Here is a 22,106-nt window from a genome sequence, read left to right as displayed (position 1 = left end):
TGATATTTAGGTACCGTAGTTTTGAACGGCCGGAAGGCCTACTGACTAACTAGACCAACGAGGTGACCAGATGGCTTTGACGCCAGAAGACGTTGTCAACAAGCGCTTTCAGCCGACCAAGTTCCGCGAAGGCTACGACCAGGATGAGGTCGATGACTTCCTCGACGAGATCGTGGTGGAACTTCGCCGCTTGAACCAGGAGAACGACGAACTTCGCAAGAAGCTCGGCGAGGCCGGATCGGCTGTTCCCGCTGCAACTGCTGCAGCCCCGGTCGTCGAGAAGGTTCCGGCCCCGGTCAAGGTCGACAAGGAAGCAGAGGCGAAGGCGGAAGCCGAAGCCAAGGCTGCCGAAGCTGCCAAGAAGAAGGAAGCCGAGCAAGCTGCAGCCGCTGCCGCAGCTCCGAAGGCACCCGCTGCCGGCAACGGCGTCACCTCTTCCGCTGAGTCTGCTGCAGGCCTGCTTGCCATGGCACAGCAGATGCACGACAAGCACGTTTCAGACGGTGCGCAGCAGAAGGAAAAGATCATTGCCGAGGCTCAGATCGAGGCTTCCAGCCTCGTCAACGACGCCCAGGAGAAGTCCCGCAAGATCCTTGGTGCCCTCGAGCAGCAGCGCTCCGTTCTTGAGCGCAAGGTTGAGCAGCTCCGCGGCTTCGAGCGCGACTACCGTTCACGCCTGAAGGCTTACATCGAGGGTCAGCTCCGCGACCTCGACGCCCGTGGTTCCGTTGCTGCCCCTGAGGTTGGCGAAGCAACCGCAGACGTTTAGCAAGTATTCTGAAAGCCGGTGGCTGAGGACTCCTCGGTCGCCGGCTTTCGCTGTTAAAGACTGACAGCGGCCAAAAGCTGACAGCAGCCCGCCACGCTTCCCGAATGAAAGCACTATGACCGACGACTTCACCGCTGACGCCGCACAACCGGCGCCTGCTGAGCGCCGTAAGTGGCGTCCTGCCATGCTATGGCTCTTTGCCGGCTTCGCCGTGTTCGCCTACGTTTTTGATCAGCTCACCAAGCTCTGGGTGACCAGCACCATGACAGAGGGTGAGCGCATTCCTGTGCTGCCTCCGTTGCTGCACTGGTACTACATCCGTAATTCCGGGGCGGCGTTTTCCATCGGCGAGAACGTGACATGGATCTTCACGATCGTCATGGCAGCTGTTTCCGTGGCGATCCTCTTCCAATTGCGAAAGTTGGGTTCAGCTTGGTGGGCGCTTTCCCTGGGGCTGTTGCTGGGAGGGGCTCTCGGCAACTTAACCGACCGTTTGTTCCGTGAGCCATCCTTCGCCATGGGGCATGTGGTGGACTTTATCCAATTGCCGAACTTCGCCATCTTCAACATCGCCGACTCGGCGGTGGTGTCGGGCGTCGTTATTATTTGCCTCCTGACGCTGCGAGGCATCGGCATGGATGGAACGCGGCATGTCGCAGTACCCAAGCCCGCCAAAGATGCGAAGCCTGCGGGCGGCACTAGCGGGGAGCCTGCTGGTGAGTGAATCTGTGGTGGTCCCAGAAGAGCTGGCCGGCGTTCGCGTTGACGCAGGCCTGGCGCAGCTTCTGGACATTTCGCGCTCCGCGGCTGCGCTCCTGATTTCCGAGGGAAACGTCACAAGCGGCGGAGTGGCAATGGGTAAGTCGGCAAAGCTCGTTGCCGGCGCGTTGATTGATGTCACGGTTCCCGAGCGTCCGGATCCCTTGGAAGTCGTGGAGGAAGTTGTGGAAGGCCTGAAGATCCTGCTGGACGACGAGGAATTCGTTGTCATCGACAAGCCTGTGGGGGTTGCTGCCCATCCCTCGCCCGGCTGGGTGGGCCCTACTGTAGTGGGGGGTCTCGCCGGTGCCGGATACCGGATTTCAACCTCAGGAGCGCCTGAGCGGGCGGGAATCGTTCACAGGCTCGACGTCGGTACTTCCGGCGTGATGGTCGTGGCCAAGACCGAGCACGCCTACACGGTCCTGAAGCGGGCGTTCAAGGAACGTACCGTGGAGAAGGTTTATCACGCAGTCGTTCAGGGACTGCCTGATCCGCTGGAGGGCACTATTGACGCGCCGATCGGTCGTCACCCCGGCCATGACTGGCGATTCGCCGTCATCGAGGACGGCCGGCCGTCAGTGACCCATTACGAGGTCCTGGAAGCTTTTGGCAAGGCGACCTTGGTGGAAGTCCATTTGGAGACCGGCCGGACGCATCAGATCCGAGTCCACTTCTCGGCGCTTCGGCATCCGTGTGCCGGAGATCTCACCTATGGGGCAGACCCTCGTCTCGCTGCGAACCTCGGCCTCACCCGGCAATGGTTGCACGCCCGCCAGCTTGGCTTCACCCACCCCCGCACGGGCGATTGGGTTGAAGTCAGCAGCGACTACCCGGCGGACCTTCAGTACGCCCTGGATTTGCTCGCGACAGGCTCCGCATAGACAGGATTCACTGCCCGGGTCCGACTTCTGTCGGACCCGGGACGGTAGACTGTCGTGGTGACTTCCAGCAATGATTCGTTCGTCCATCTGCACACCCACACCGAATACTCCATGCTGGATGGAGCTGCCCGGCTCGGTGAGTTGTTCGATGAAACCGAACGCCTGGGGATGCCCGCCCTGGCCACCACGGACCATGGATATTTGTTCGGAGCTTTCGACTTTTGGCGCAAGGCCACGGACAAGGGCATCAAACCGATCATCGGTGTCGAAGCCTACGTAACCCCTGGTACCGCCCGCGGGGACAAGGAGCGCGTGCGCTGGGGCGATGAAAGCCAGCGCAAGGACGACGTCTCGGGTGGTGGCTCGTATACCCATATGACCCTCCTGAGTTACAACAACGTGGGCATGAGGAACCTGTTCAGGGCTTCATCCATCGCCTCCTTGGACTCCGTCTTTGGTAAATGGCCGCGGTTGGACCGGGAACTACTCAACACCTACTCCGAAGGCTTGATCGCCACCACAGGTTGCCCTTCCGGGGAAGTCCAGACCAAGTTGCGGCTCGGTCTTTACCGTGAGGCTGTGGAAGCCGCAGCTGAATTCCGCGATATTTTTGGCGCGGAGAACTACTTCTGTGAACTGATGGATCACGGGCTGGACATTGAACGGCGCGTCACGGGCGATCTCCTGCGCCTTGCCAAGGAGCTCAACCTCCCGCTGGTGGCCACCAATGACCTCCATTACACGCATGAACATGATGCCAAGGCCCACGAGGCCTTGTTGGCCATCCAATCCGGTTCCACGCTCCTGGAGCCCACGTATGACAACGGCGGTTCGCGCTTCGCGTTCTCCGGCAGCGGCTACTACCTGAAGTCGCCGCAGGAGATGCGGGAGCTGTTCCGGGATCACCCTGAAGCCTGCGACAACACGCTGCTCATCGCCGAGCGCTGCGAAGTTTCTTTCAACACCGGCGCCAACTACATGCCGCGCTTCCCTTGCCCTCCCGGGGAAGACGAGACCTCCTGGCTGGTCAAGGAAGTGGATACCGGCCTGAAGTACCGCTACCCCCAAGGCATTCCTGACAACGTCCGGAAGCAGGCGGACTACGAGCTGGGCGTCATCACGTCCATGGGATTCCCGGGGTACTTCCTGGTGGTTGCCGACTTCATCAACTGGGCCAAGAACAATGGCATCCGTGTAGGTCCCGGCCGCGGATCCGGTGCAGGCTCCATGGTGGCGTACGCCATGCGCATCACCGACCTCGACCCCCTGCAGCACGGCCTGATCTTTGAGCGCTTCCTTAACCCGGACCGCGTTTCCATGCCCGACTTCGACGTCGACTTCGATGATCGCCGCCGCTCCGAGGTGATTGACTACGTCACCAAGAAGTACGGCGACGAGCGTGTGGCCATGATCGTCACGTACGGCACCATCAAGACCAAGCAGGCGCTCAAGGACTCCTCGCGCGTGCTGGGCTACCCGTTCAGCATGGGTGAGACGCTGACCAAGGCACTTCCTCCTGCCGTTATGGCCAAGGACATTCCCTTGGCGGACATTCAGAACCCGGAATCCAAGCGTTACAGCGAAGCCGGGGATTTCCGCCAGCTGATCGCCACGGATCCGGAGGCCGCCAAGGTCTTCGAGACGGCCCTGGGCATCGAGGGACTGAAGCGCCAGTGGGGTGTGCACGCCGCCGGTGTGATCATGTCCTCGGACCCCATCATCGATGTCATTCCCATCATGCGCCGTTTCCAGGACGGCCAGGTCATCACCCAGTTCGATTACCCGACGTCCGAAGGCCTCGGCCTGATCAAGATGGACTTCCTGGGTCTCCGAAACCTGACGATCATTTCGGATGCCCTGGAAAACATCAAGATGAACCGCGGCGTCGACCTGGATCTGGAAAACCTGGAACTCGACGACGCTGCGTCCTACGAGCTCCTGGCGCGCGGTGACACCTTGGGCGTGTTCCAGCTCGACGGCGGGCCCATGCGGTCCCTGCTCAAGCTCATGAAGCCTGACAACTTCGAAGACATCTCCGCTGTTCTTGCCCTGTACCGGCCTGGACCCATGGGCGCCAACGCCCACACCGACTATGCCCTGCGCAAAAACGGGATCCAGGAAGTCATTCCCATCCACCCGGAGCTGGAAGAACCGCTGAAGGAAATCCTGGGCGGCACCTTTGGCCTGATCGTGTATCAGGAGCAGGTCATGGCCGTGGCCCAGAAGCTGGCCGGCTACTCGCTTGGACAGGCCGACATCCTTCGCCGCGCCATGGGTAAGAAGAAGAAGTCCGAGCTGGACAAGCAGTTCGCCGGCTTCTCCCAAGGCATGCAGGACAACGGCTACTCCATGGCCGCCGTCAAGACGCTGTGGGACATTCTGCTCCCGTTCTCCGACTACGCCTTCAACAAGGCCCACTCGGCAGCATATGGCGTTATCTCGTACTGGACGGCCTACTTGAAGGCGCACTACGCGCCGGAGTACATGGCTGCCTTGCTGACGTCCGTGGGTGATGACAAGGACAAATCCGCCATCTACCTCAACGAGTGCCGTCGAATGGGCATTACTGTCCTCCCGCCGGACGTCAACGAATCCTCGCTGAACTTCACCCCGGTGGGAACGGACATCCGCTTCGGCATGGGCGCCATCCGCAATGTCGGCGTCAATGTGGTGGATGCAATGGTGGCTGCGCGCACTTCCGAGGGCAAGTACACGTCCTTCAAGGATTTTCTCCTCAAGGTCCCCGCCGTTGTGTGCAACAAGCGCACCATCGAATCACTGATCAAAGCCGGAGCGTTCGATTCACTCGGTCACCATCGGCGTGCTTTGGCGATGATCCACGAAGAAGCCATCGACTCTGTGATCACGCTCAAGCGCAACGAGGCAATTGGCCAGTTCGATCTCTTCGCGGGCTTTGAAGACCAAGAGCCCGAGGCGTCGCTGACCACCGAAATCCCGGATCTGCCCGAGTGGGAGAAGAAGGACAAGCTGTCCTTCGAACGGGACATGTTGGGCCTTTACGTTTCAGACCATCCCTTGCAGGGGCTGGAGGGCGTCCTCAGCCAGCACGCTGAACAGTCCATTACGTCGATCATCGCCGAGGACGGACCGCACGACGGCGCGATAGTCACCATTGCGGGCATGATCACCTCGCTGAGCCGCAGGATTGCCAAGGCCAGCGGAAACGCCTATGCCCGAGCAGAAATCGAAGACCTGGGCGCTTCCATGGAGGTCATGTTTTTCGGCCAGGTTTACGGTCCTATCGCCTCGGTCCTGGCTGAGGACTTGATCGTTGTGGTCAAGGGCCGCCTGCAGCGCCGCGATGACGGAGCGGTCACTTTGAACTGCATGGAGCTATCCGTCCCGGACCTCAGTGAAAGCGTGAACGGTCCCGTGGTGATCACCATTCCTACGTTCAAGGCCACCGAGGCAGTTGTGACTGACCTGCGTGACGTGCTGCGAACCCACCGCGGAAATTCGGAAGTCCGGCTCAAGCTGATGGGGGACACGAAGGTGGAGGTCATGGGCTTGCCCGTCCATATGCGGGTCAACCCCAGTCCTTCACTTTTTGGTGACTTGAAGGTCCTGCTGGGTCCTGCCTGCCTGGATAACTAGCAGGCTCGCGGCCGCTCGGTCAGATTTCGTAGTCGAGCGGCTCGGGCTTGCTGTAACCGCCGCTGTGGTACAGCAGGGGAGTGCCGTCCTCGCCCACCTGGCCGTCTATGACCTCGACTACCACCACAGCGTTGTTCTCGAAAGACAGGCGCATCTGGATTCTGCCCACGAGCCAACCGCTGACATCCTTGAGAATAGGCACGTCATGGGGGCCCGGCTCCCAATGATCGCCGTCGAACCGGTCGCGTGTCCGTGCGAAGCGATTGGCGAGGGCTTGGTTTTCCAGCCCCAGCATGTGGACTCCGATGTACTCCGCGTTGGCCACGGCAGGCCAGGAACTGGAACTCCTGGCCATGTTGAAGGTGAAGCGGGGCGGCTCGGCAGATAGCGAGGCCACAGACGTGGCGGTGAAGCCGAAGGGGCTTCCGTTGAGGTTCGCCGTGATGATGGCTACTCCAGCGGCATGCCGACGGAACATCTCCCTGAAAGTCTGCTCGAAGCCGGATGGTTCGCTGGGCACGTCGGTTTTCTCCTGAATTGGGGCCTTGCATGTCTTCTTCTTCAGGGTATTCCTCCGGGAGTGCGAGCCCCACATTTTGTCGGGTCGGCGTGAACCTTTGTTAATGTGAGGTGCATGACCGATTCCACCGTGCACGTCCCTGCCGTCGCAGAACAGATCTCTGCCTCCAAACCCCGGCGCTCGAAGGACGTCCTTTGGTTGGTCCTTCCGGCGGCTTTGGGTGTGGTTGCCGGATTCATCTGGTGGCTTCTCGCTCCGGGTGGACTGAACCTGGTTTCGGGCAATCCGGATCTGGCGAATGCGGCCAACCCTGATTCCTGGCTTCCGCGGGACTTGGTCCTCGCAGCCCTGATGCTGCTGGCAGGGTGCCTCACCGGCGTGATGCTGGACGGAAAGTTAAACGGAGATGGTGCCGCGCGGCGCTTAGCCTTTGCTCTCCTTGGGGGTGCTTTGGGTGCGGTCTTCGCATGGCTGGTTGGGCTGCTTGCCGCCCAGTTGCTGGGGCCCGCCCCGGATCCTGCCCTTGGCCCCGGGTTTGGCTTCACGCTGCGCTCCTACGCTGTACTGGTTCTGTGGCCTGCTGCCATCGCTTTTATCACGTTTGTCCTGGCGCTGTTCGGGGTTCTGTCGAAGAAACCCGTAAAATAGCCGGGTGACCACTTCCTCGGATACTTCCGCCCTCTCCACTGACGCCCTAAATTTCCGGAGCATCGATTTCCGTGGCCGCCGCCTTACCTTGGCGGAGCTGCGCGCAGCTGTGCCAAGGGCGCAGCATCAGACGATGGCAGAGGCCGAACAGAAGGTCCTGGACATCATTTCCGACGTCCGTAGCCGCGGCTTTGCCGCCTTGGCCGAACTGGCCAGGAAATTCGACGGCGTGGAGCAGTCACACCCCAGGGTCCCGGCGGAGGCACTTACCCAGGCGCTGACGGAACTTGACCCAAAGGTCCGCGCTGCCTTGGAGGAGTCCATCAACCGCGCCCGGCAATTTGCTGACCAGCAGCGCCCTGCCAATGTGGATGTACAACTTGGCGACGGTGCCGTTGTCAGCCAAAACTGGATTCCTGTGGGACGCGTTGGGCTCTACGTTCCCGGTGGACTCGCTCCGCTGGCATCTTCAGTCATCATGAACGTGGTCCCCGCGGTTGCCGCTGGCGTGGAGTCCATTGCGCTTGCCTCCCCGCCGCAGAAAGACTTTGGCGGCCTCCCGCACCCCACCATCCTGGCCGCGGCGAAGCTCCTGGGCATTGACGAGGTGTACGCCATCGGCGGCGCACAGGCCATTGTTTCGTTTGCTTACGGCATCCCTGGCACAGGTGATGAACTGTCTATTGAGCCCGTTGACGTTGTCACGGGCCCGGGCAACATTTTTGTGGCCACAGCCAAGCGCCTCGTCAAGGGTGTGGTGGGCATCGATTCCGAGGCCGGAACCACGGAGATCGCCATCCTTGCCGACGCCACCGCGCAGGCCCCGTTGGTGGCCGCCGACCTCATCAGCCAGGCGGAGCATGATCCCAAAGCAGCCTCCGTCCTGGTGACTGACTCCGCGGAACTGGCTGACGCCGTCGTGCATGAACTGGCGCAGCAGGCCGCTGGAACAAAGCACCGTGCCCGCGTTCTTGAGGCGCTGTCCGGACCGCAGTCCGGTGTGGTGCTGGTGGATGATCTTGAGCAGGGGATCGCGGTCTGCAACGCATACGCCGCTGAACACCTGGAAATCATGACGGCCAACGCGGCCACGGTTGCAGCGCGGATTCGTAACGCGGGAGCGATCTTCGTGGGCGACTTCAGCCCGGTCAGCCTGGGGGACTACTGCGCAGGTTCCAACCACGTGCTGCCCACCAGCGGAACGGCCGCTTTCTCGTCCGGTCTCAACGTCACCACGTTCCTCCGCGCGGTCCAGGTCATCAACTATGACCGCGCCGCCTTGGAGCAAGTCAGCGGGCACATCGTGAGCCTGTCGGGTGCAGAGGACCTTCCGGGCCACGGAGATGCTGTTCGAATTCGCTTCGCGTAGGGCCTCAACCACTACATATGTGGGTGGCTACCACTACATGTAGTAATTACACGCTTGTCATTAGTGCATGGCGGACCGTAAACTGGTGCCGGAAGTGAATCTTCCGGCACCTTTGCGTATCCGGCGTCCTGCCGCATGCGATTCCGTGCCGGAGCCGTCAGGGGAGGCCCAGCGTGTATTGTCCGTTCTGCCGGAATCCCGACTCCCGCGTCGTCGACAGCCGAATGGCTGACGACGGTTCATCCATCCGCCGCCGACGCCAGTGCCCGGAATGCGGACGTCGCTTCACCACAGTGGAAACCACCAGCCTGTCCGTGATCAAGAGGTCCGGCGTCGGCGAACCATTCAGCCGCATCAAGGTCATCAGTGGGGTCCGCAAGGCATGCCAGGGACGTCCGGTCACGGAGGACGATCTTGCAATGCTCGCCCAGGAAGTCGAGGAGAATATTCGTTCCTCGGGCGCAGCGGAGATCGATGCCCATGAGGTGGGCCTGGCTATTCTGGGCCCGCTCCGGAAGCTTGATGAAGTGGCATACCTTCGTTTTGCCAGCGTGTATCAGGCGTTTGAGTCCCTGGAGGACTTCGAATCAGCCATCTCGCTGCTACGCCATGAGGCAGAAGCGGCCAAGGCAGGCGCCAAGCAAGTCAAGGGTTCGGAAAAGAGCCAGCTATAGCTCCGGTGGCGGCAGCGGAGGGGAAGCCGCAGCCGCCACCGGCATCAATCCTGACCGGGATCAGCGCCCGCCGGACACAGGGAGCACGGCTCCGGTAATGTACCCGGCCTCGTCCGACATCAGCCACATCACCGCCGCAGCCACCTCCTCCGGCTCCGCGCCGCGGCCCATCGGGATGGTTGGGTTCAGCCTCTCCACGCGGTCCGGCATTCCAGCCGCTGCGTGGAGGCCGGTATTGGTGCTGCCCGGGGCAACGGCGTTGACACGGATGCCCTGCTTGGCCACTTCGGCGGCAAGGCCCACAGTCAAAACATCCACTGCCCCCTTGGTGGCCGCGTAGTGGACCCAGGTTCCGGGCGAGCCCGCCTTGGTGGCTGTGGAGGAGACGTTGACGATGGAGCCGCCGCTGCCGCCGTTGTCCGTCGAAAGTCGCCGAACTGCTTCCTGGCACATGAAAATCATTCCGGCCACGTTGACATCAACAACCCGTTGGACCGTTTCCGCCGGTACTTCCATGAGGGCGCCGATCAGGTTTCCCGTGATGGCGGCGTTGTTGATCACGGCGGTCACGGGACCCCAACCGGCGGCTTCGTCGAACAGGCGTCCGACGTCGGCCGGTTGGCTGACATCCGCCTGCACGGCGCGTGCCTTGCCGCCTTGGGCCAGGATGTCGTTGACCACGGTCCGTGCACCTTCAGCGTCTGCGGAGTAATTGACCACCACGTGATACCGGGCAGCCGCCGCGGCGAGTGCTACGGCGGCTCCGATTCCCCGGCTGGCGCCGGTGACGATCGCGACTCCGCGTTCACCATGCTGGTCGGCGGTTTCGGCCTCTGTCATGCCGCGGCTACTTCGCGAGCTTGTGGTGCAAAGCGACCTCGAGTGCCGCGCCCACAATGCCGGCGTCGTTCTTCAACTTTGCCGTGACGATTTTGGTCCGCAGCTCAAGGTGCGGGAAGTACTCGTCGGAGCGTTTGGAAATGCCGCCACCCACAATGAACAGCTCGGGGGAGAACAGGAACTCCACGTGCTGGAGGTAGCGGTTGAGCAGGACACCGTACTCGTCCCAGCTCAGGCCATCGCGTTCGCGAGCCACCGCGGAGGCTTTGGTCTCGGCGTCGTGCCCGTCCACCTCAAGATGCCCGAGCTCGGCGTTGGGGACCAGCTGTCCATTGAAGATGAATGCCGATCCGATGCCGGTTCCCAGGGTGATCACCAGGACGGTGCCGTCCACGCCCTCGCCAGCACCGTAACGGGCTTCGGCGAGGCCAGCGGCGTCGGCATCATTGATGACCTCTACGGGACGGCCGAGGCGTTTGGTGAAGGTGGCGTCGATGTTGGTGCCAAGCCAGGTTTTGTCCACGTTGGCCGCCGAGTTGACCACGCCGTGCTGGATGATGCCGGGGAATGTCACACCCACGGGGGAATCCGCTGCCGGCGCGTCGGGACGGCTGGAGAGTTCCTCGACGATTTGGGCGACAACCTCAGCTACAGCCTCCGGAGTGGCGGGCTGCGGAGTGGGAACGCGGAAGCGGTCGCCAATCAACTTGCCCTTCTTCAGGTCGACGATGCCGCCCTTGATGCCGGTGCCACCGATGTCGATACCGATCAACGGGGCGTTCTTGTGGGTCTTCTCATCCTTCTTGGACAATGCATTTCCGATCATGGCAGGAGGGGATGGGCATGGCGCAGCCGCCCGGGCTGCGTGGACCTTCCGGAGAGCTCAGGGAAGGGTAAGGATTTCCGCGCCGGTCTCGGTGACCAGCAGGGTGTGTTCGAATTGGGCAGTGCGTTTGTGGTCCTTGGTGACGACCGTCCAGTCGTCGGCCCACATATCCCATTCGATGGTGCCAAGGGTCAGCATGGGTTCGATGGTGAAGACCATGCCTGCCTCGATCACGGTGTTGTACGCCGGGGCTGCGTCGTAATGCGGAATGATGAGGCCGGTGTGAAAGGCCTCGCCCACGCCGTGGCCGGTGAAATCCCGAACTACGCCATAGCCGAAGCGTTTTGCGTAGGACTGGATGGCACGGCCGATTACGTTGATTTCGCGGCCAGGGGCCACGGCCTTGATGGCCCGGTTGAGCGACTCCTGCGTACGCTCAACCAGCAGACGGGATTCTTCGTCCACGTCGCCAACCAGGAAAGTGTAGTTGGTATCCCCATGCACGCCGTTGATGAAGGCAGTGATGTCAATGTTCAGGATGTCGCCATCCTGCACCACGGTTGAGTCCGGGATCCCGTGGCAAATGACCTCATTGAGCGAGGAACACAGGGACTTGGGAAAGCCCCGGTAGCCGAGGGTGGACGGGTACGCGTTGTGGTCCAGGAGGAACTCGTGCCCCACCTTGTCCAGATGGTCGGTGGTGACGCCCGGCTGGGTATGCTTGCCGACCTCGACGATCGCTTGCGCAGCGATCTTTCCGGCAATCCGGATCTTCTCGATGGTCTCCGCTGACTTCACCTCGGAGCCCGTGAACTTGGCGGGTGCCTTCTTGCCGACATACTCCGGCCTGGGAATTGACGCCGGGACGGGTCGTTCAGGGCTGATGGTTCCCGGGGTGAGGGCGCCAATGGGTGCGGTCGAAGCAAGAGAAGGCATAGATTGATCATATAAGGCACACAAGAGACGTAAGTAACAAAGTGTGGCCGGGTTCCTGTGACCCCGCCAAGGTTACGCGTCGAAGGGCCGCGAAGACTGAGGAGGAGACGTGACGGAGTACTGGTACAACGTCAAGACGCACGAGATCGAAGAGGACGCCTTGTCCGATTGGACCCAGCTCATTGGCCCCTATAAGACCAGGGAAGAAGCCGAGCACGCCTTGGAAAAGGTCAAAGCACGCAATGACGCCTGGGATGCCCAGGACGACGATTAGCCGGGACGTTGCTTAGAAGGAGTGCTCCGGTCCGGGGAACTGACCGGACCGGACGTCCTCCCCGTAAGCGGCGGCGGCATCACTCAGCGTGGTGCGAAGATCCGCATATTGCTTGACGAACTTGGCCATTTTGCCGCCACGCAATCCAGCCATGTCCTGCCACACAAGGACCTGCCCAGTGGTGCTCTTGCCGGCGCCGATACCGACGGTCGGGACCCGCAATGCGGCATCGATGACGGCCGCGGTCCCTGCAGGCACCATTTCCATGAGGACACTGAAGGCGCCCGCATCCTGCAGGGCTACGGCGTCGTCCACGAGGCGCTGGGCGTCGTCTCCCCGGCCTTGCACGCGGTAGCCGCCGAGGGAATGTTCGCTTTGCGGCGTGAATCCGATGTGGGCCATGACGGGGATGCCTGCCTGGACCATGGCTTTGACGGTGTCCGCGTAATATGCCGTTCCTTCGATCTTGACGGCGTGCGCCAGTCCCTCCTTGAGGAACCGGACGCCGGTGGCCACCGCCTGACCGGGAGAAACTTCATAGCTCCCGAAAGGCAGGTCCGCTACGATCAGCGCCCGCTTGGCCGCCCTGCTGACTGCCCGTGTGAGGGGAAGGAGCTCATCCACTGTGACAGGGAGGCTCGTCTCGTTGCCGAACACGTTGTTGGAAGCGGAGTCACCCACCAGGAGGACTTCGATTCCCGCCTGGTCAAAGATTTCGGCGGTGTACTGCTCGTATGCCGTCAGCATGGCGAAGTGCTCGCCGTTGTCCTTGGCCTGCTGCAGGTGATGTATGCGGACCCGGCTGATGGGCTTCCTGCCAGCCGTCGCTTGCGCTTGCGCCGCTGGTGTGGGGCCGCTGCCGTAAGGTGCGGGAACTTCGGCGGGCGTGGTGGACTCAGGAAGGTTGCTCGGGGCCATGGATAGAGCCTAAGCGGTGCCGACGGCGGCTGCCACCAGTGTGCCCGGCGTCACCTTATGTAAACGCTGCGTTACACGCAGCTACTGCTGCGGCATTAGCACGGAACTCTTAGTAGAGTGAAGGCTGAGCTGTCGTGGCTTCTATCCATTGAAACCAGCGGCATGGACACTGAATCGGAAAAGAGGCCCTATGGACCGCCAGCAAGAGTTCGTTCTGCGGACGATCGAAGAGCGTGACGTGCGCTTCGTACGCTTGTGGTTCACCGACGTCGTGGGTTCCCTGAAATCGGTGGCGCTGGCGCCGGCCGAAGTTGAGGGCGCCTTTGAAGAGGGCCTTGGCTTTGACGGTTCGGCCATCGAGGGCCTTGCCCGTGTGTTCGAGTCGGACATGCTCGCGCAACCGGACCCCTCCACGTTCCAGATCCTGCCGTGGCGTGGCGAGACCGAGCAGACGTCCCGCATGTTCTGTGACGTCCTCACTCCGGATGGTGAACCGTCTGCCGCGGACCCCCGCAACGTCCTCAAGAGGACCCTCGCGAAGGCCGCGGACATGGGCTTCACCTGCTACACCCATCCCGAGATCGAGTTCTACCTGTTGAAGTCGAAGGAACTTGGCCCGGACGGGGCTCCGGTTCCTGTGGACGAAGGTGGCTACTTTGACCACGTACCGGGCGGAGTAGCGCAGGACTTCCGCCGCACCGCCGTGACCATGCTCGAATCGGTCGGTATCTCGGTGGAGTTCAGCCATCACGAGGGCGGTCCGGGCCAAAACGAGATTGACCTCCGTTACGCCGATGCCCTCCAGACCGCGGATAACATCATGACGTTCCGCACGGTCATCAAGGAAGTCGCCCTCCAGCAGGGCACCTACGCCACGTTCATGCCCAAGCCGTTCACGGACCACCCCGGTTCGGGCATGCATACCCACTTCTCGCTCTTCGAAGGCGACACTAACGCGTTCTTCGAAGCCGGAGCGGAGTTCCAGCTGTCCAAGACGGCGCGGCAGTTCATTGCCGGAATCCTCAAGCACGCTCCTGAGTTCACGGCCGTCACCAACCAGTTTGTCAACTCATACAAGCGCCTCTGGGGCGGCGGAGAGGCCCCGAGCTACTTGAGCTGGGGCCACAACAACCGCTCAGCATTGGTACGAGTCCCGCTGTACAAGCCCGGTAAGGGCCAGTCGGCACGCATCGAGTACCGCGGCATCGACAGCGCAACCAATCCCTACCTGGCCTACGCCGTGCTGCTCGGTGCCGGCTTGAAGGGCATCGAGGAAGGCTACGAACTTCCGGCCGCCGCCGAAGACGACGTGTGGTCATTGACCACTGCGGAGCGCAGGGCAATGGGACATGCGCCGTTGCCGGCAAGCCTCCACGATGCCATCCGGGCCATGGAGGAATCCGAGCTGGTGGCCCAGATCCTGGGGGAGCAGGTGTTCGAGCACTTCCTGCGCAACAAGCGTGCAGAGTGGCAGGACTACCGCCTCCAGGTCACCCCGTATGAGTTGCAGCGCAATCTCGGCATTCTCTAGGCCGGGCCAATGAGCCTTGCGCGTCGGCTCATCTCAGCCGGATTCAGTGACCTCGAAAAGGGCGAACGGTTTCTTGCTGCTCGGGAACTTGAGGGGATCGACGAGGACGCACTGTTCGCCGGGCTGTCCTTGTCGGCGAGCCCGGACACGGCTCTCCAGTCACTGGTCCGGCTCATTGAGAAGAACCCGGGGCTGAAGAAGCTGGCCGCGGCTGACCCGGACACCAGCGAGCCCATGTACCGGCTTCTGGGTGCATCGGAGGCCTTGGGGGAGTTTCTCGTGCGACGACCGGAGCATCTGGATGTCTTCAATATCCGGGTCAGCCCGGAGCCGGTCCAAGCTTCCAACGAAGAGCTGCGGGCATTGCTGCTTCGCTCCGTGAAAGCCGAACCGGGCGCTCAACGCCCGGTGGCCGGAATCACCGGCCTGCCGGCCTACGCGGCCTTGCGGAGCGCCTACCGCCGAGGTTTAACCGAGCTCGCCATCAAGGACATCTGCGCGGCATCACCAACAGACTTCATGCCCGCGGTCGGTGCCGAGCTGGCCGATCTCGCCGGTGCTGCCATTGAGGCCGCCCTGGCGGTCTCCCGGGCCGAAGCGGCAGCCCAGTTCGACGCTGCGGAAATTTCCGATGTTGGGCTTGCCGTCATTGGCATGGGTAAGTGTGGCGCCCGGGAGCTGAACTACATTTCCGATGTCGACGTCATCTATGTCATCGAAGCAGGGGAGTTGGACGACGCCCGCGCGTCCACCATCGGCACGGCCCTCGCCTCCGGCATTTCCAGGGCGATCTCTTCCTCGGCGCCCGAACCCGGGTTGTGGGAAGTTGATGCCAATCTCCGTCCGGAGGGTAAATCCGGGCCCCTGGTTCGTACCCTTCCCTCACATTTGAGCTACTACGCCCGATGGGCCGAAAGCTGGGAATTCCAGGCGCTGCTGAAGGCAAGGACCATTGCCGGCGACCGGGAACTGGGCCAACGCTACGAGAAGGCCGTGGAACCACTTGTCTGGGCATCCGCGGGACGCGAGGGTTTCGTGGAGTCGGTCCAAGCCATGCGCCGCAGGGTGACCGACTACATCCCGGCCGCCGAGGAACAGCGCCAAATCAAGCTGGGTCGCGGCGGGCTCCGTGACGTTGAATTCACGGTCCAGTTGTTGCAACTGGTGCATGGAAAGTCTGACGAGTCACTCAGGTGCCGGGACACCACTTCTGCCATTGCGGCATTGTCTGCCGGCGGCTATATCGGTCGCACGGACGCAGCGGCCTTCGACAACGCCTACCGCTACCTGCGCCTGTTGGAACACAGAATTCAGCTTTTCCAGTTGCGTAGGACCCACCTTATGCCTGTCACTGAGGATGCCCAGCGCTTTCTCGCCAAGGCCGTCCTCGGTCCGTTCGCACTGGAGCGGCCACACCCTGACCAACTGATGGCCACCTGGCAAAAGACCAAGAAATCCGTCCGTGAGCTGCACGAGCGGATCTTCTACCGGCCGCTGCTCAATACCGCAGCGAAGCTGAGCAGCGAAGACGCGAAGCTCAGCCCGGAGGCCGCCCAGGGTCGCCTCGCCGCACTTGGCTATCTTGATCCCCAAGGCGCCATGCGGCATATCGAAGCGCTCACCGCGGGTGTCAGCCGGCGAGCCGCACTGCAGAGGCAGCTCCTGCCGATCCTCTTGGGGTGGCTCGCCGAGGGCGTGGATCCCGACGCCGGACTGCTGGCCTTCCGTAGGGTCAGCGAAGCCCTGGGAACCACCCACTGGTATTTGGGGCTGCTCCGGGACTCCCAAGCGGCAGCGGAGCGACTCTGCCAGGTCCTGGCTAATTCGCGGCTGATTTCGGACTTGTTGGAAGTGTCTCCGGAGTCCGTTGCCTGGTTGGGCAGCGACAAGGAACTGGCGCCGGTTCCCTTCGAAGCCCAGTGGCAGGAAATCCGGTCCAAGCTTTCCCGCCACGCGGATCCCGAGAGTGCCATGAGGCTGATCCGGCTGATCCGGCGTCGTGAGATCCTGCGCACCGCGATCGCGGATAGCGCTGGATTGCTGGACCAGGATGCCGTCGGACTGGCTCTGGCCGAGACGGACCGGGCCGCGGTTCTCGGGGCGCTGCACGTAGCGGAGTCCGTGGTGGCCTCGGCGGGCCCATTGAAAACTGATGTGCTGGTGGTGGCAATGGGACGGCAGGGTGGTCGCGAGATCGGCTACGGCTCGGACGCGGACGTCATCTATGTGCACCGCGCCCGCCCCGGGTTCACCGATGCTGAGGCGCAAGAGCAGGCGACGGCGATAGTCGCCAAGGTGTCCAGCTTCCTCACCCAGCCGCTCAAGCCTGCGATCATGGCCGAACGAGTGCTAATGGTGGACGCCGACCTCCGGCCGGAGGGCAAAAACGGTGCCATGGTGCGGTCCCTGGAATCGTATGCGGAGTACTACCGACGATGGTCGCTGATTTGGGAGGCGCAGGCGCTTCTGCGAGCCCGCCCGATGGCCGGCTCAGACGAGCTTGCCGCAGATTTTGTACGTCTCATTGATCCCATCCGCTACCCGGAGCAACTTGCGGAGCAGGATGTCCGGGAGATTCGCCGTGTTAAGGCCCGGGTGGAGTCGGAGCGCCTGCCTCGTGGTGCGGACCCGGCCCGGCACGTCAAGCTTGGCCGGGGCGGCTTGAGTGACGTTGAATGGTTGGTTCAGCTCATTCAACTCCAGCATGCCGGAGAGCATCCCGAGCTGCGGACCACGTCAACTCTGGATGCCCTGGCCGCTGCGGAGAAGTTGGAATTAATCGCCGAAGACGACGCTGGCCTCCTGAGGGAGGCCTGGCGACTCGCCAGCCGCATCCGCTCCGCAAACGTCATCGTTACCGGACGTGCCTCGGATCTTCTTCCGTCATCGAGGAAAGACCTTGAGGCTGTGGCCCGCTGGTGTGGATATGAACCCGGGAACGCGGGGCACTTCGAAGAGGACTACCTGCGGCTTAGTCGTCGTGCCAGGGGCGTTTTTGAGAAAGAGTTCTACGGCAACTGAGGCGTGGGAGATTCCGAAAATGCTTGAATATGAATCAGAAGAAGAGCTATTGATCGACCGTGATCGTCATGAGCGAGGTGATATCTGGCTCATCCCCCTCAAAATGCTCGACGACGACGCCCGCGCCATTCAGCTTGGCGCGGTAGCGGAGTTGGCCGTTGAAGCCAAACAGCGGGATTTCGTTGGGGATCCCTTACGCATGATGCTGATTTCCTTGGAAGAAGAATCACGGCTCCCTTACGTCATTGAGTCAGGGGGAGTTGCTGTTGGTGTGTTGACCCTTCAGTCCGGCGCTGCCAAGCTCGCGGGCTGGCCGGATGACGAGTCGGTGTGGTTATTGAGAGGGTTCCTTATCGACTCGGGAAGCCAAGGGCGCGGCCTCGGTACCTTGGCGGCGCGGGCCGCAGTGGAGGAAGCGCGCAAGTTGACGGCCAGGCTGGGTGGCGGGCAGGCCGGCGTCGTGCTTTCCGTTAACGAACGCAATCCGGCAGGGCTTGCGGCCTACTCGAAAGCGGGATTCGTAGACTCGGGGCGCTATCTGGGCGGGAATGCGGGTCCGCAGCGGACCATGTACAAGGCGTTCGATCGACCGCCGCACCAGCGCCCATCAGGACCCTGACGTCAATTAAGGTTGACGGCCTCCATTGCGTCAACTATTGTTGACGCAATGGAGGTGGATCGGATGAAAACACTGGTGGGATCTATGGACGGCATGGGCCCGGCCGAGGCGCTTTACGCAGTTGCGGAGTTGCAGAAGGAAGTAGGCCGAACGGAGGCATCTCTGGTACGGGCTGCCCGGCAATCCGGCTTGTCGTGGGAAGCGATTGCGCTGTGCCTGGGCGTGAGCAAGCAGGCAGTGCACAAAAAATACGGAAAGCAGTAGCGGGCCGCCCGTTCGGTGAGGCCTTGGCGGCATCTGCCAACCCAATACTCTAAGTATCCTTATAGACTTCTTATGTATCTGATCTCAACGCATAGGGGAAGTACATGGAATACAACGGAAATCCGTCCGAGAAGGCCATTCCTGCCGGAGAACTGGACCGGCGTCACGTGGGCCATTCTGTGAGCTTTCAGCCCAATGACTTCACGGTCGTCTTCGGTACAATCGCGGGCATAGCAAGGACCGAGGCACTTGTATACCTGTCCCTCGACGGGGTTGCCGGTGGCACTCATCTGAAGGACGAATACGACATGCCCATCGATAAGGACGTGTACCTTCAGCTGGACCCGTTGGGCAGCGCGGAAAAGGGTATTTCGGAGGCCGCCAGCTTCGTCAAGGACAAGCTGGATGAGATTACCAAGAATCTCCGGGACCGCGACCAAAGCAAGTCTGAGTAGTTCGCACCCGCACGAAAGAGGCCAGCCTCAGTCTGAACGGACTGAGGCTGGCCTCTTTGTTACGTGTCGGTATTAGACGCCGTAGTAGAGCTCGAACTCGTACGGGTTCGGGCGCAGCGACAGCGGACGGATCTCATTCTCGTACTTGTAGTCGATCCAAGTGTCGATGAGGTCCTGGGTGAAGACGCCGCCGGCCTGCAGGAACTCGTTGTCCTCGCGCAGGGCCTCAAGAGCTTCTTCCAGGGAGCCCGGAGCCTTGGGGATGTCCTTGGCTTCCTCGGCCGGGAGCTCGTAGAGGTCCTTGTCGATGGGAGCCGGGGGTTCAATGCGGTTACGGATGCCGTCGATGCCGGCCATCAGCTGGGCGGCGAACGCCAGGTACGGGTTGGACGAGGGGTCCGGAGCGCGGAACTCGATGCGCTTGGCCTTCGGGTTGGTGCCCGTGATCGGGATACGGATACCGGCGGAGCGGTTGCCCTGCGAGTAGACCATGTTCACGGGAGCTTCGAAGCCCTTGACCAGGCGGCGGTAGGAGTTGACCGTCGGGTTGGTGAAGGCCAGGACTGCTGAAGAGTGCTTCAGCAGGCCGCCGATGTACCAGCGAGCGGTATCGGAGAGGCCTGCATAGCCCTTCTCGTCATAGAACAGGGGGTCGCCGTTGCTCCACAGCGACTGGTGGCAGTGCATGCCCGAGCCGTTGTCACCGAAGACAGGCTTCGGCATGAAGGTAACGGACTTGCCCCAGGCGTCTGCGGTGTTCTTGATGATGTACTTGAACTTCTGCAGGTCATCAGCAGCCGCGGTCAGCGTGGTGAACTTGTAGTTGATCTCAGCCTGGCCGGCGGACCCAACTTCGTGGTGGGAGCGCTCGACCTCAAGGCCGGCCTTGTCCAGTTCGATGCACATGGCATCGCGCAGGTCGGCCTGCTTGTCGGTGGGGGAGACCGGGAAGTAACCGCCCTTGACGGGGGTCTTGTAACCGAGGTTTCCGCCCTCTTCCTTGCGGCCGGTGTTCCAGTGTGCTTCCTCGGAGTCGATCTTGTAGAAGCTGCCCTGCGGGGAGGACTCGTACTGGACGTTGTCGAAGACGAAGAACTCGGCTTCGGGAGCGAAGAATGCGGTGTCTGCGATGCCGGTGGATGCCAGGTACGCTTCAGCCTTCTCTGCCACGCCGCGGGGGTCGCGGTGGTAGGGGTCACCCGTGCGGGGGTTCACGATGGAGAAGTTCAGCGCAAGCGTCTTCTCGATGCGGAACGTGTCGATGAAGGCCGAGGTCACATCCGGGATGAGCTGCATGTCGGACTCGGCGATGCCCTGGAAGCCGCGGATGGAAGATCCGTCGAAGAGCTGGCCGTGGACGAAGAAATCGAGGTCGACACTCTTGGCCGGCACGTTGAAGTGCTGCTGGACACCAGGGAGGTCGGTGAAGCGGATATCGACGAATTTGACGTCTTCGTCTTTGATGAACTTGAGGACTTCGTCCGCAGTCTTGAACATCTATGCTCCTTATGCATATCAAGTAACAGGCCCGGAAGGCCGCGTGGTGCAGCCCATTCCAAGGGTCCGGAGACACAAAAAGTTCCCCGTGCCATGGTGGCTGGCAACTCATACCACCATAGGGAGATGGGATTTCCCGGGGGTGTCGGTATTGTTTCCGGCAAGTTACAGAATCATCTGTTGTGTAAACGGTAGTCGGCTTCCCGGTGTCCGGTCCATGTCGGTCCGGTGGGCGAACACCGGAGCGAAGATCCGGGCGCTAAGCGGCAAGATCGATCCGCCTGCGGTCGGTCGCCAGGCATGCCAGCCGTTAGGCTTGGAGGGTGGTAGATCGTAAAGACATTGGCTCTTGGCTGAGCGGGCCGGACACATCCGGAATCTCCAAATATCCTGGTGAACGGCTCGGGTTGCCCGAATCCGGGCCAGGTTCCATGGCACGCGCCGGAAGGCGCATCCTGGGCATCATGGTGGACTGGACCATCGCCCTCGTGATCAGCAATTTTGCCTTCGGTGGCAACCCTTGGGCAACGTTGGCCATTTTTGCCGTGGAACAGATTCTGCTGATCGGCACGTTGGGTTACAGCATCGGTCACAGGATTGCCGGAATCCACGTGGTTCGGCTGGGTGGCGGACCCGCTGGTCCGTTGGCCGCCGTAGTGCGGACCCTCCTACTGTGCCTTGTCATCCCTGCGGTCGTCTTCGATCCCGACCAGCGAGGCCTGCACGACAAGGCGATGAACACCATCCTCATCAGGATGTAGTTGCCTTCACACTGAGAACTTTCTCTGCCTTCGCGCCATCAAACGAAAAACCGCCCCTGTCTCCAACAAGCGACAGGGGCGGTTTTCTCTATCGGGATCAGCGTCCGCGTGCGGCCTTGCGGTCCGGGCGGGCCTTGTAGGGATCGATGCCCTTGGGGATCGGCAGACGGTTTCCAAGGGAGTTGATGCGCTTGGAAACCGCATTGACCTCCACCTTGGTGAGTTCATTCTTCAGCTTGCCCATGGTCTTGGCCAATTTATTCAGGGGCACCTGACCCTCGCCGCGACCGGATTCCAGAACGTGGATGGTTACGTTGGGCAGGATGCGCGCGAGGCGCTTGCGCTCGGCGTCCACCAAAGGCTTGACGCGGTGAGTGGGACCTTCACTGACCAGAACGACGCCGGGGCGGCCAATGGCCATGAACACAGCGTCCTGGGTGCGGGGGTTGACGGCAACAGGCTGATCCTGGGTCACCCAACCGCGGCGGAGCGTACCAAGCGCTGCGCCGGAAGCGCCGGGCTGGTTCTCGATTTGCGCGAAGGCGGCTTTCTCAGCTCTGCGGGAAAGAATAAAGACGGCGGCTAGCAGGCCAAGCGGAATACCAATGATCAGGCCGGTAACCCAGTTCTCCAGCAAGAAGCCGATGAGGAAGGCCACAGCAACCACTGCAAGGAATGCCAGCACCATGATCCAGACAACCTGTGGATCATTTCGCCGGGTCATCTTGAAGACTTCAGCGATCTGCTTCAGCTGGCTCGGCTTCTTGGCCTTGGCTTCCTTGGGCTTGCGCTGGAACAGCCCACGCTTGGGTGCGTCGGCCGAGGGGGTCGAATTGCTGGAATCAGAGGAGTTCGCCATAGTGCCTTAATTCTACGTGATGTACGCAGAAGGACCGGACGCCGTTACGCAGGTGGCATCCGGTCCT

21 protein-coding genes are annotated in these 22,106 nt (G+C 61.7%); 14 read left to right on the top strand and 7 right to left on the bottom strand.

Features of this window, described 5'->3' with window-relative positions:
* The first annotated feature begins 70 nt into the window (after window positions 1–70).
* The 4 genes from ACZ881_RS20795 (at window position 71) to dnaE (ending at window position 6,027) form a co-directional block, all read left to right on the top strand.
* Window positions 71–769, top strand: a complete 699-nt coding sequence (locus ACZ881_RS20795) for a DivIVA domain-containing protein (RefSeq protein ID WP_091466657.1) — start codon at window positions 71–73, stop codon at window positions 767–769.
* A 115-nt stretch (window positions 770–884) separates the two neighbouring features.
* On the top strand, window positions 885–1,493 hold the full coding sequence (gene lspA / locus ACZ881_RS20790) for a signal peptidase II (RefSeq protein WP_178994916.1): 609 nt from the start codon (window positions 885–887) through the stop codon (window positions 1,491–1,493).
* A complete protein-coding gene (locus tag ACZ881_RS20785) occupies window positions 1,486–2,412 on the top strand; it encodes an RluA family pseudouridine synthase (RefSeq protein ID WP_091466661.1) in 927 nt (308 codons plus the stop codon). The genes lspA and ACZ881_RS20785 overlap by 8 nt, the downstream gene beginning before the upstream one ends.
* Window positions 2,413–2,469: 57 nt before the next feature.
* A complete protein-coding gene (dnaE, locus tag ACZ881_RS20780; RefSeq protein WP_476117822.1) occupies window positions 2,470–6,027 on the top strand; it encodes a DNA polymerase III subunit alpha in 3,558 nt (1,185 codons plus the stop codon).
* Between the two features lie 19 nt (window positions 6,028–6,046).
* On the opposite strand, the gene ACZ881_RS20775 is transcribed toward dnaE, so the two are convergent.
* On the bottom strand, window positions 6,047–6,547 hold the full coding sequence (locus tag ACZ881_RS20775; protein WP_476117821.1) for a flavin reductase family protein: 501 nt from the start codon (window positions 6,545–6,547) through the stop codon (window positions 6,047–6,049).
* 114 nt (window positions 6,548–6,661) lie between these two features.
* Between ACZ881_RS20775 and ACZ881_RS20770 the strand changes: the two genes are divergently transcribed.
* From ACZ881_RS20770 to nrdR, 3 genes are all read left to right on the top strand, one after another.
* Window positions 6,662–7,195, top strand: coding sequence for a hypothetical protein (locus ACZ881_RS20770; RefSeq protein WP_091466665.1), 534 nt, complete (start codon window positions 6,662–6,664; stop codon window positions 7,193–7,195).
* 4 nt (window positions 7,196–7,199) lie between these two features.
* A complete protein-coding gene (gene hisD, locus ACZ881_RS20765) occupies window positions 7,200–8,564 on the top strand; it encodes a histidinol dehydrogenase (RefSeq protein ID WP_476117820.1) in 1,365 nt (454 codons plus the stop codon).
* Between the two features lie 173 nt (window positions 8,565–8,737).
* On the top strand, window positions 8,738–9,238 hold the full coding sequence (gene nrdR, locus ACZ881_RS20760; protein WP_091466668.1) for a transcriptional regulator NrdR: 501 nt from the start codon (window positions 8,738–8,740) through the stop codon (window positions 9,236–9,238).
* A 60-nt stretch (window positions 9,239–9,298) separates the two neighbouring features.
* Here nrdR and ACZ881_RS20755 read toward each other — a convergent pair whose 3' ends face one another.
* The 3 genes from ACZ881_RS20755 to map all read right to left on the bottom strand — a co-directional run bounded on the left by ACZ881_RS20755 (window position 9,299) and on the right by map (window position 11,840).
* Window positions 9,299–10,078: an SDR family oxidoreductase gene (locus ACZ881_RS20755; protein WP_091466670.1), complete on the bottom strand. Its 780-nt coding sequence runs from the start codon at window positions 10,076–10,078 to the stop codon at window positions 9,299–9,301.
* Between the two features lie 7 nt (window positions 10,079–10,085).
* Window positions 10,086–10,889 carry a polyphosphate--glucose phosphotransferase gene (gene ppgK, locus ACZ881_RS20750; protein ID WP_091466671.1) on the bottom strand — a complete coding sequence of 268 codons (804 nt, stop codon included), beginning with the start codon at window positions 10,887–10,889 and terminating at the stop codon, window positions 10,086–10,088.
* Window positions 10,890–10,961: 72 nt separating this feature from the next.
* Window positions 10,962–11,840, bottom strand: coding sequence for a type I methionyl aminopeptidase (map, locus tag ACZ881_RS20745; RefSeq protein WP_476117819.1), 879 nt, complete (start codon window positions 11,838–11,840; stop codon window positions 10,962–10,964).
* Window positions 11,841–11,949: 109 nt separating this feature from the next.
* Here map and ACZ881_RS20740 point away from each other — a divergent pair, with 109 nt between their 5' ends.
* Window positions 11,950–12,114, top strand: a complete 165-nt coding sequence (locus ACZ881_RS20740; protein WP_017200863.1) for an SPOR domain-containing protein — start codon at window positions 11,950–11,952, stop codon at window positions 12,112–12,114.
* A 12-nt stretch (window positions 12,115–12,126) separates the two neighbouring features.
* On the opposite strand, the gene panB is transcribed toward ACZ881_RS20740, so the two are convergent.
* On the bottom strand, window positions 12,127–13,032 hold the full coding sequence (panB, locus tag ACZ881_RS20735; RefSeq protein ID WP_476117818.1) for a 3-methyl-2-oxobutanoate hydroxymethyltransferase: 906 nt from the start codon (window positions 13,030–13,032) through the stop codon (window positions 12,127–12,129).
* A gap of 190 nt (window positions 13,033–13,222) precedes the next feature.
* On the opposite strand from panB, the gene glnA (ACZ881_RS20730) reads away from it, so the two are divergent.
* The 5 genes from glnA (ACZ881_RS20730) to ACZ881_RS20710 all read left to right on the top strand — a co-directional run bounded on the left by glnA (ACZ881_RS20730) (window position 13,223) and on the right by ACZ881_RS20710 (window position 18,922).
* Window positions 13,223–14,563: a type I glutamate--ammonia ligase gene (gene glnA, locus ACZ881_RS20730; RefSeq protein WP_011774437.1), complete on the top strand. Its 1,341-nt coding sequence runs from the start codon at window positions 13,223–13,225 to the stop codon at window positions 14,561–14,563.
* Window positions 14,564–14,572: 9 nt separating this feature from the next.
* Window positions 14,573–17,584, top strand: a complete 3,012-nt coding sequence (locus ACZ881_RS20725; RefSeq protein WP_476117817.1) for a bifunctional [glutamine synthetase] adenylyltransferase/[glutamine synthetase]-adenylyl-L-tyrosine phosphorylase — start codon at window positions 14,573–14,575, stop codon at window positions 17,582–17,584.
* A 19-nt stretch (window positions 17,585–17,603) separates the two neighbouring features.
* Window positions 17,604–18,203, top strand: a complete 600-nt coding sequence (locus tag ACZ881_RS20720; RefSeq protein WP_476117816.1) for a GNAT family N-acetyltransferase — start codon at window positions 17,604–17,606, stop codon at window positions 18,201–18,203.
* A 48-nt stretch (window positions 18,204–18,251) separates the two neighbouring features.
* A complete protein-coding gene (locus ACZ881_RS20715; RefSeq protein WP_476117815.1) occupies window positions 18,252–18,467 on the top strand; it encodes an AsnC family protein in 216 nt (71 codons plus the stop codon).
* A gap of 104 nt (window positions 18,468–18,571) precedes the next feature.
* Window positions 18,572–18,922 carry a hypothetical protein gene (locus ACZ881_RS20710; protein ID WP_476117814.1) on the top strand — a complete coding sequence of 117 codons (351 nt, stop codon included), beginning with the start codon at window positions 18,572–18,574 and terminating at the stop codon, window positions 18,920–18,922.
* A gap of 72 nt (window positions 18,923–18,994) precedes the next feature.
* On the opposite strand, the gene glnA (ACZ881_RS20705) is transcribed toward ACZ881_RS20710, so the two are convergent.
* Window positions 18,995–20,419, bottom strand: a complete 1,425-nt coding sequence (gene glnA, locus ACZ881_RS20705; protein ID WP_091466683.1) for a type I glutamate--ammonia ligase — start codon at window positions 20,417–20,419, stop codon at window positions 18,995–18,997.
* Window positions 20,420–20,742: 323 nt separating this feature from the next.
* On the opposite strand from glnA (ACZ881_RS20705), the gene ACZ881_RS20700 reads away from it, so the two are divergent.
* Window positions 20,743–21,180 carry an RDD family protein gene (locus ACZ881_RS20700; RefSeq protein WP_091466684.1) on the top strand — a complete coding sequence of 146 codons (438 nt, stop codon included), beginning with the start codon at window positions 20,743–20,745 and terminating at the stop codon, window positions 21,178–21,180.
* Between the two features lie 97 nt (window positions 21,181–21,277).
* On the opposite strand, the gene ACZ881_RS20695 is transcribed toward ACZ881_RS20700, so the two are convergent.
* Window positions 21,278–22,039: a DUF4191 domain-containing protein gene (locus tag ACZ881_RS20695; protein WP_017200871.1), complete on the bottom strand. Its 762-nt coding sequence runs from the start codon at window positions 22,037–22,039 to the stop codon at window positions 21,278–21,280.
* Window positions 22,040–22,106: the final 67 nt, after the last annotated feature.

The sequence above is a fragment of the Paenarthrobacter sp. TE3676 genome, from assembly GCF_056279165.1.
This window is presented reverse-complemented; position numbering and strand designations above follow the sequence as displayed.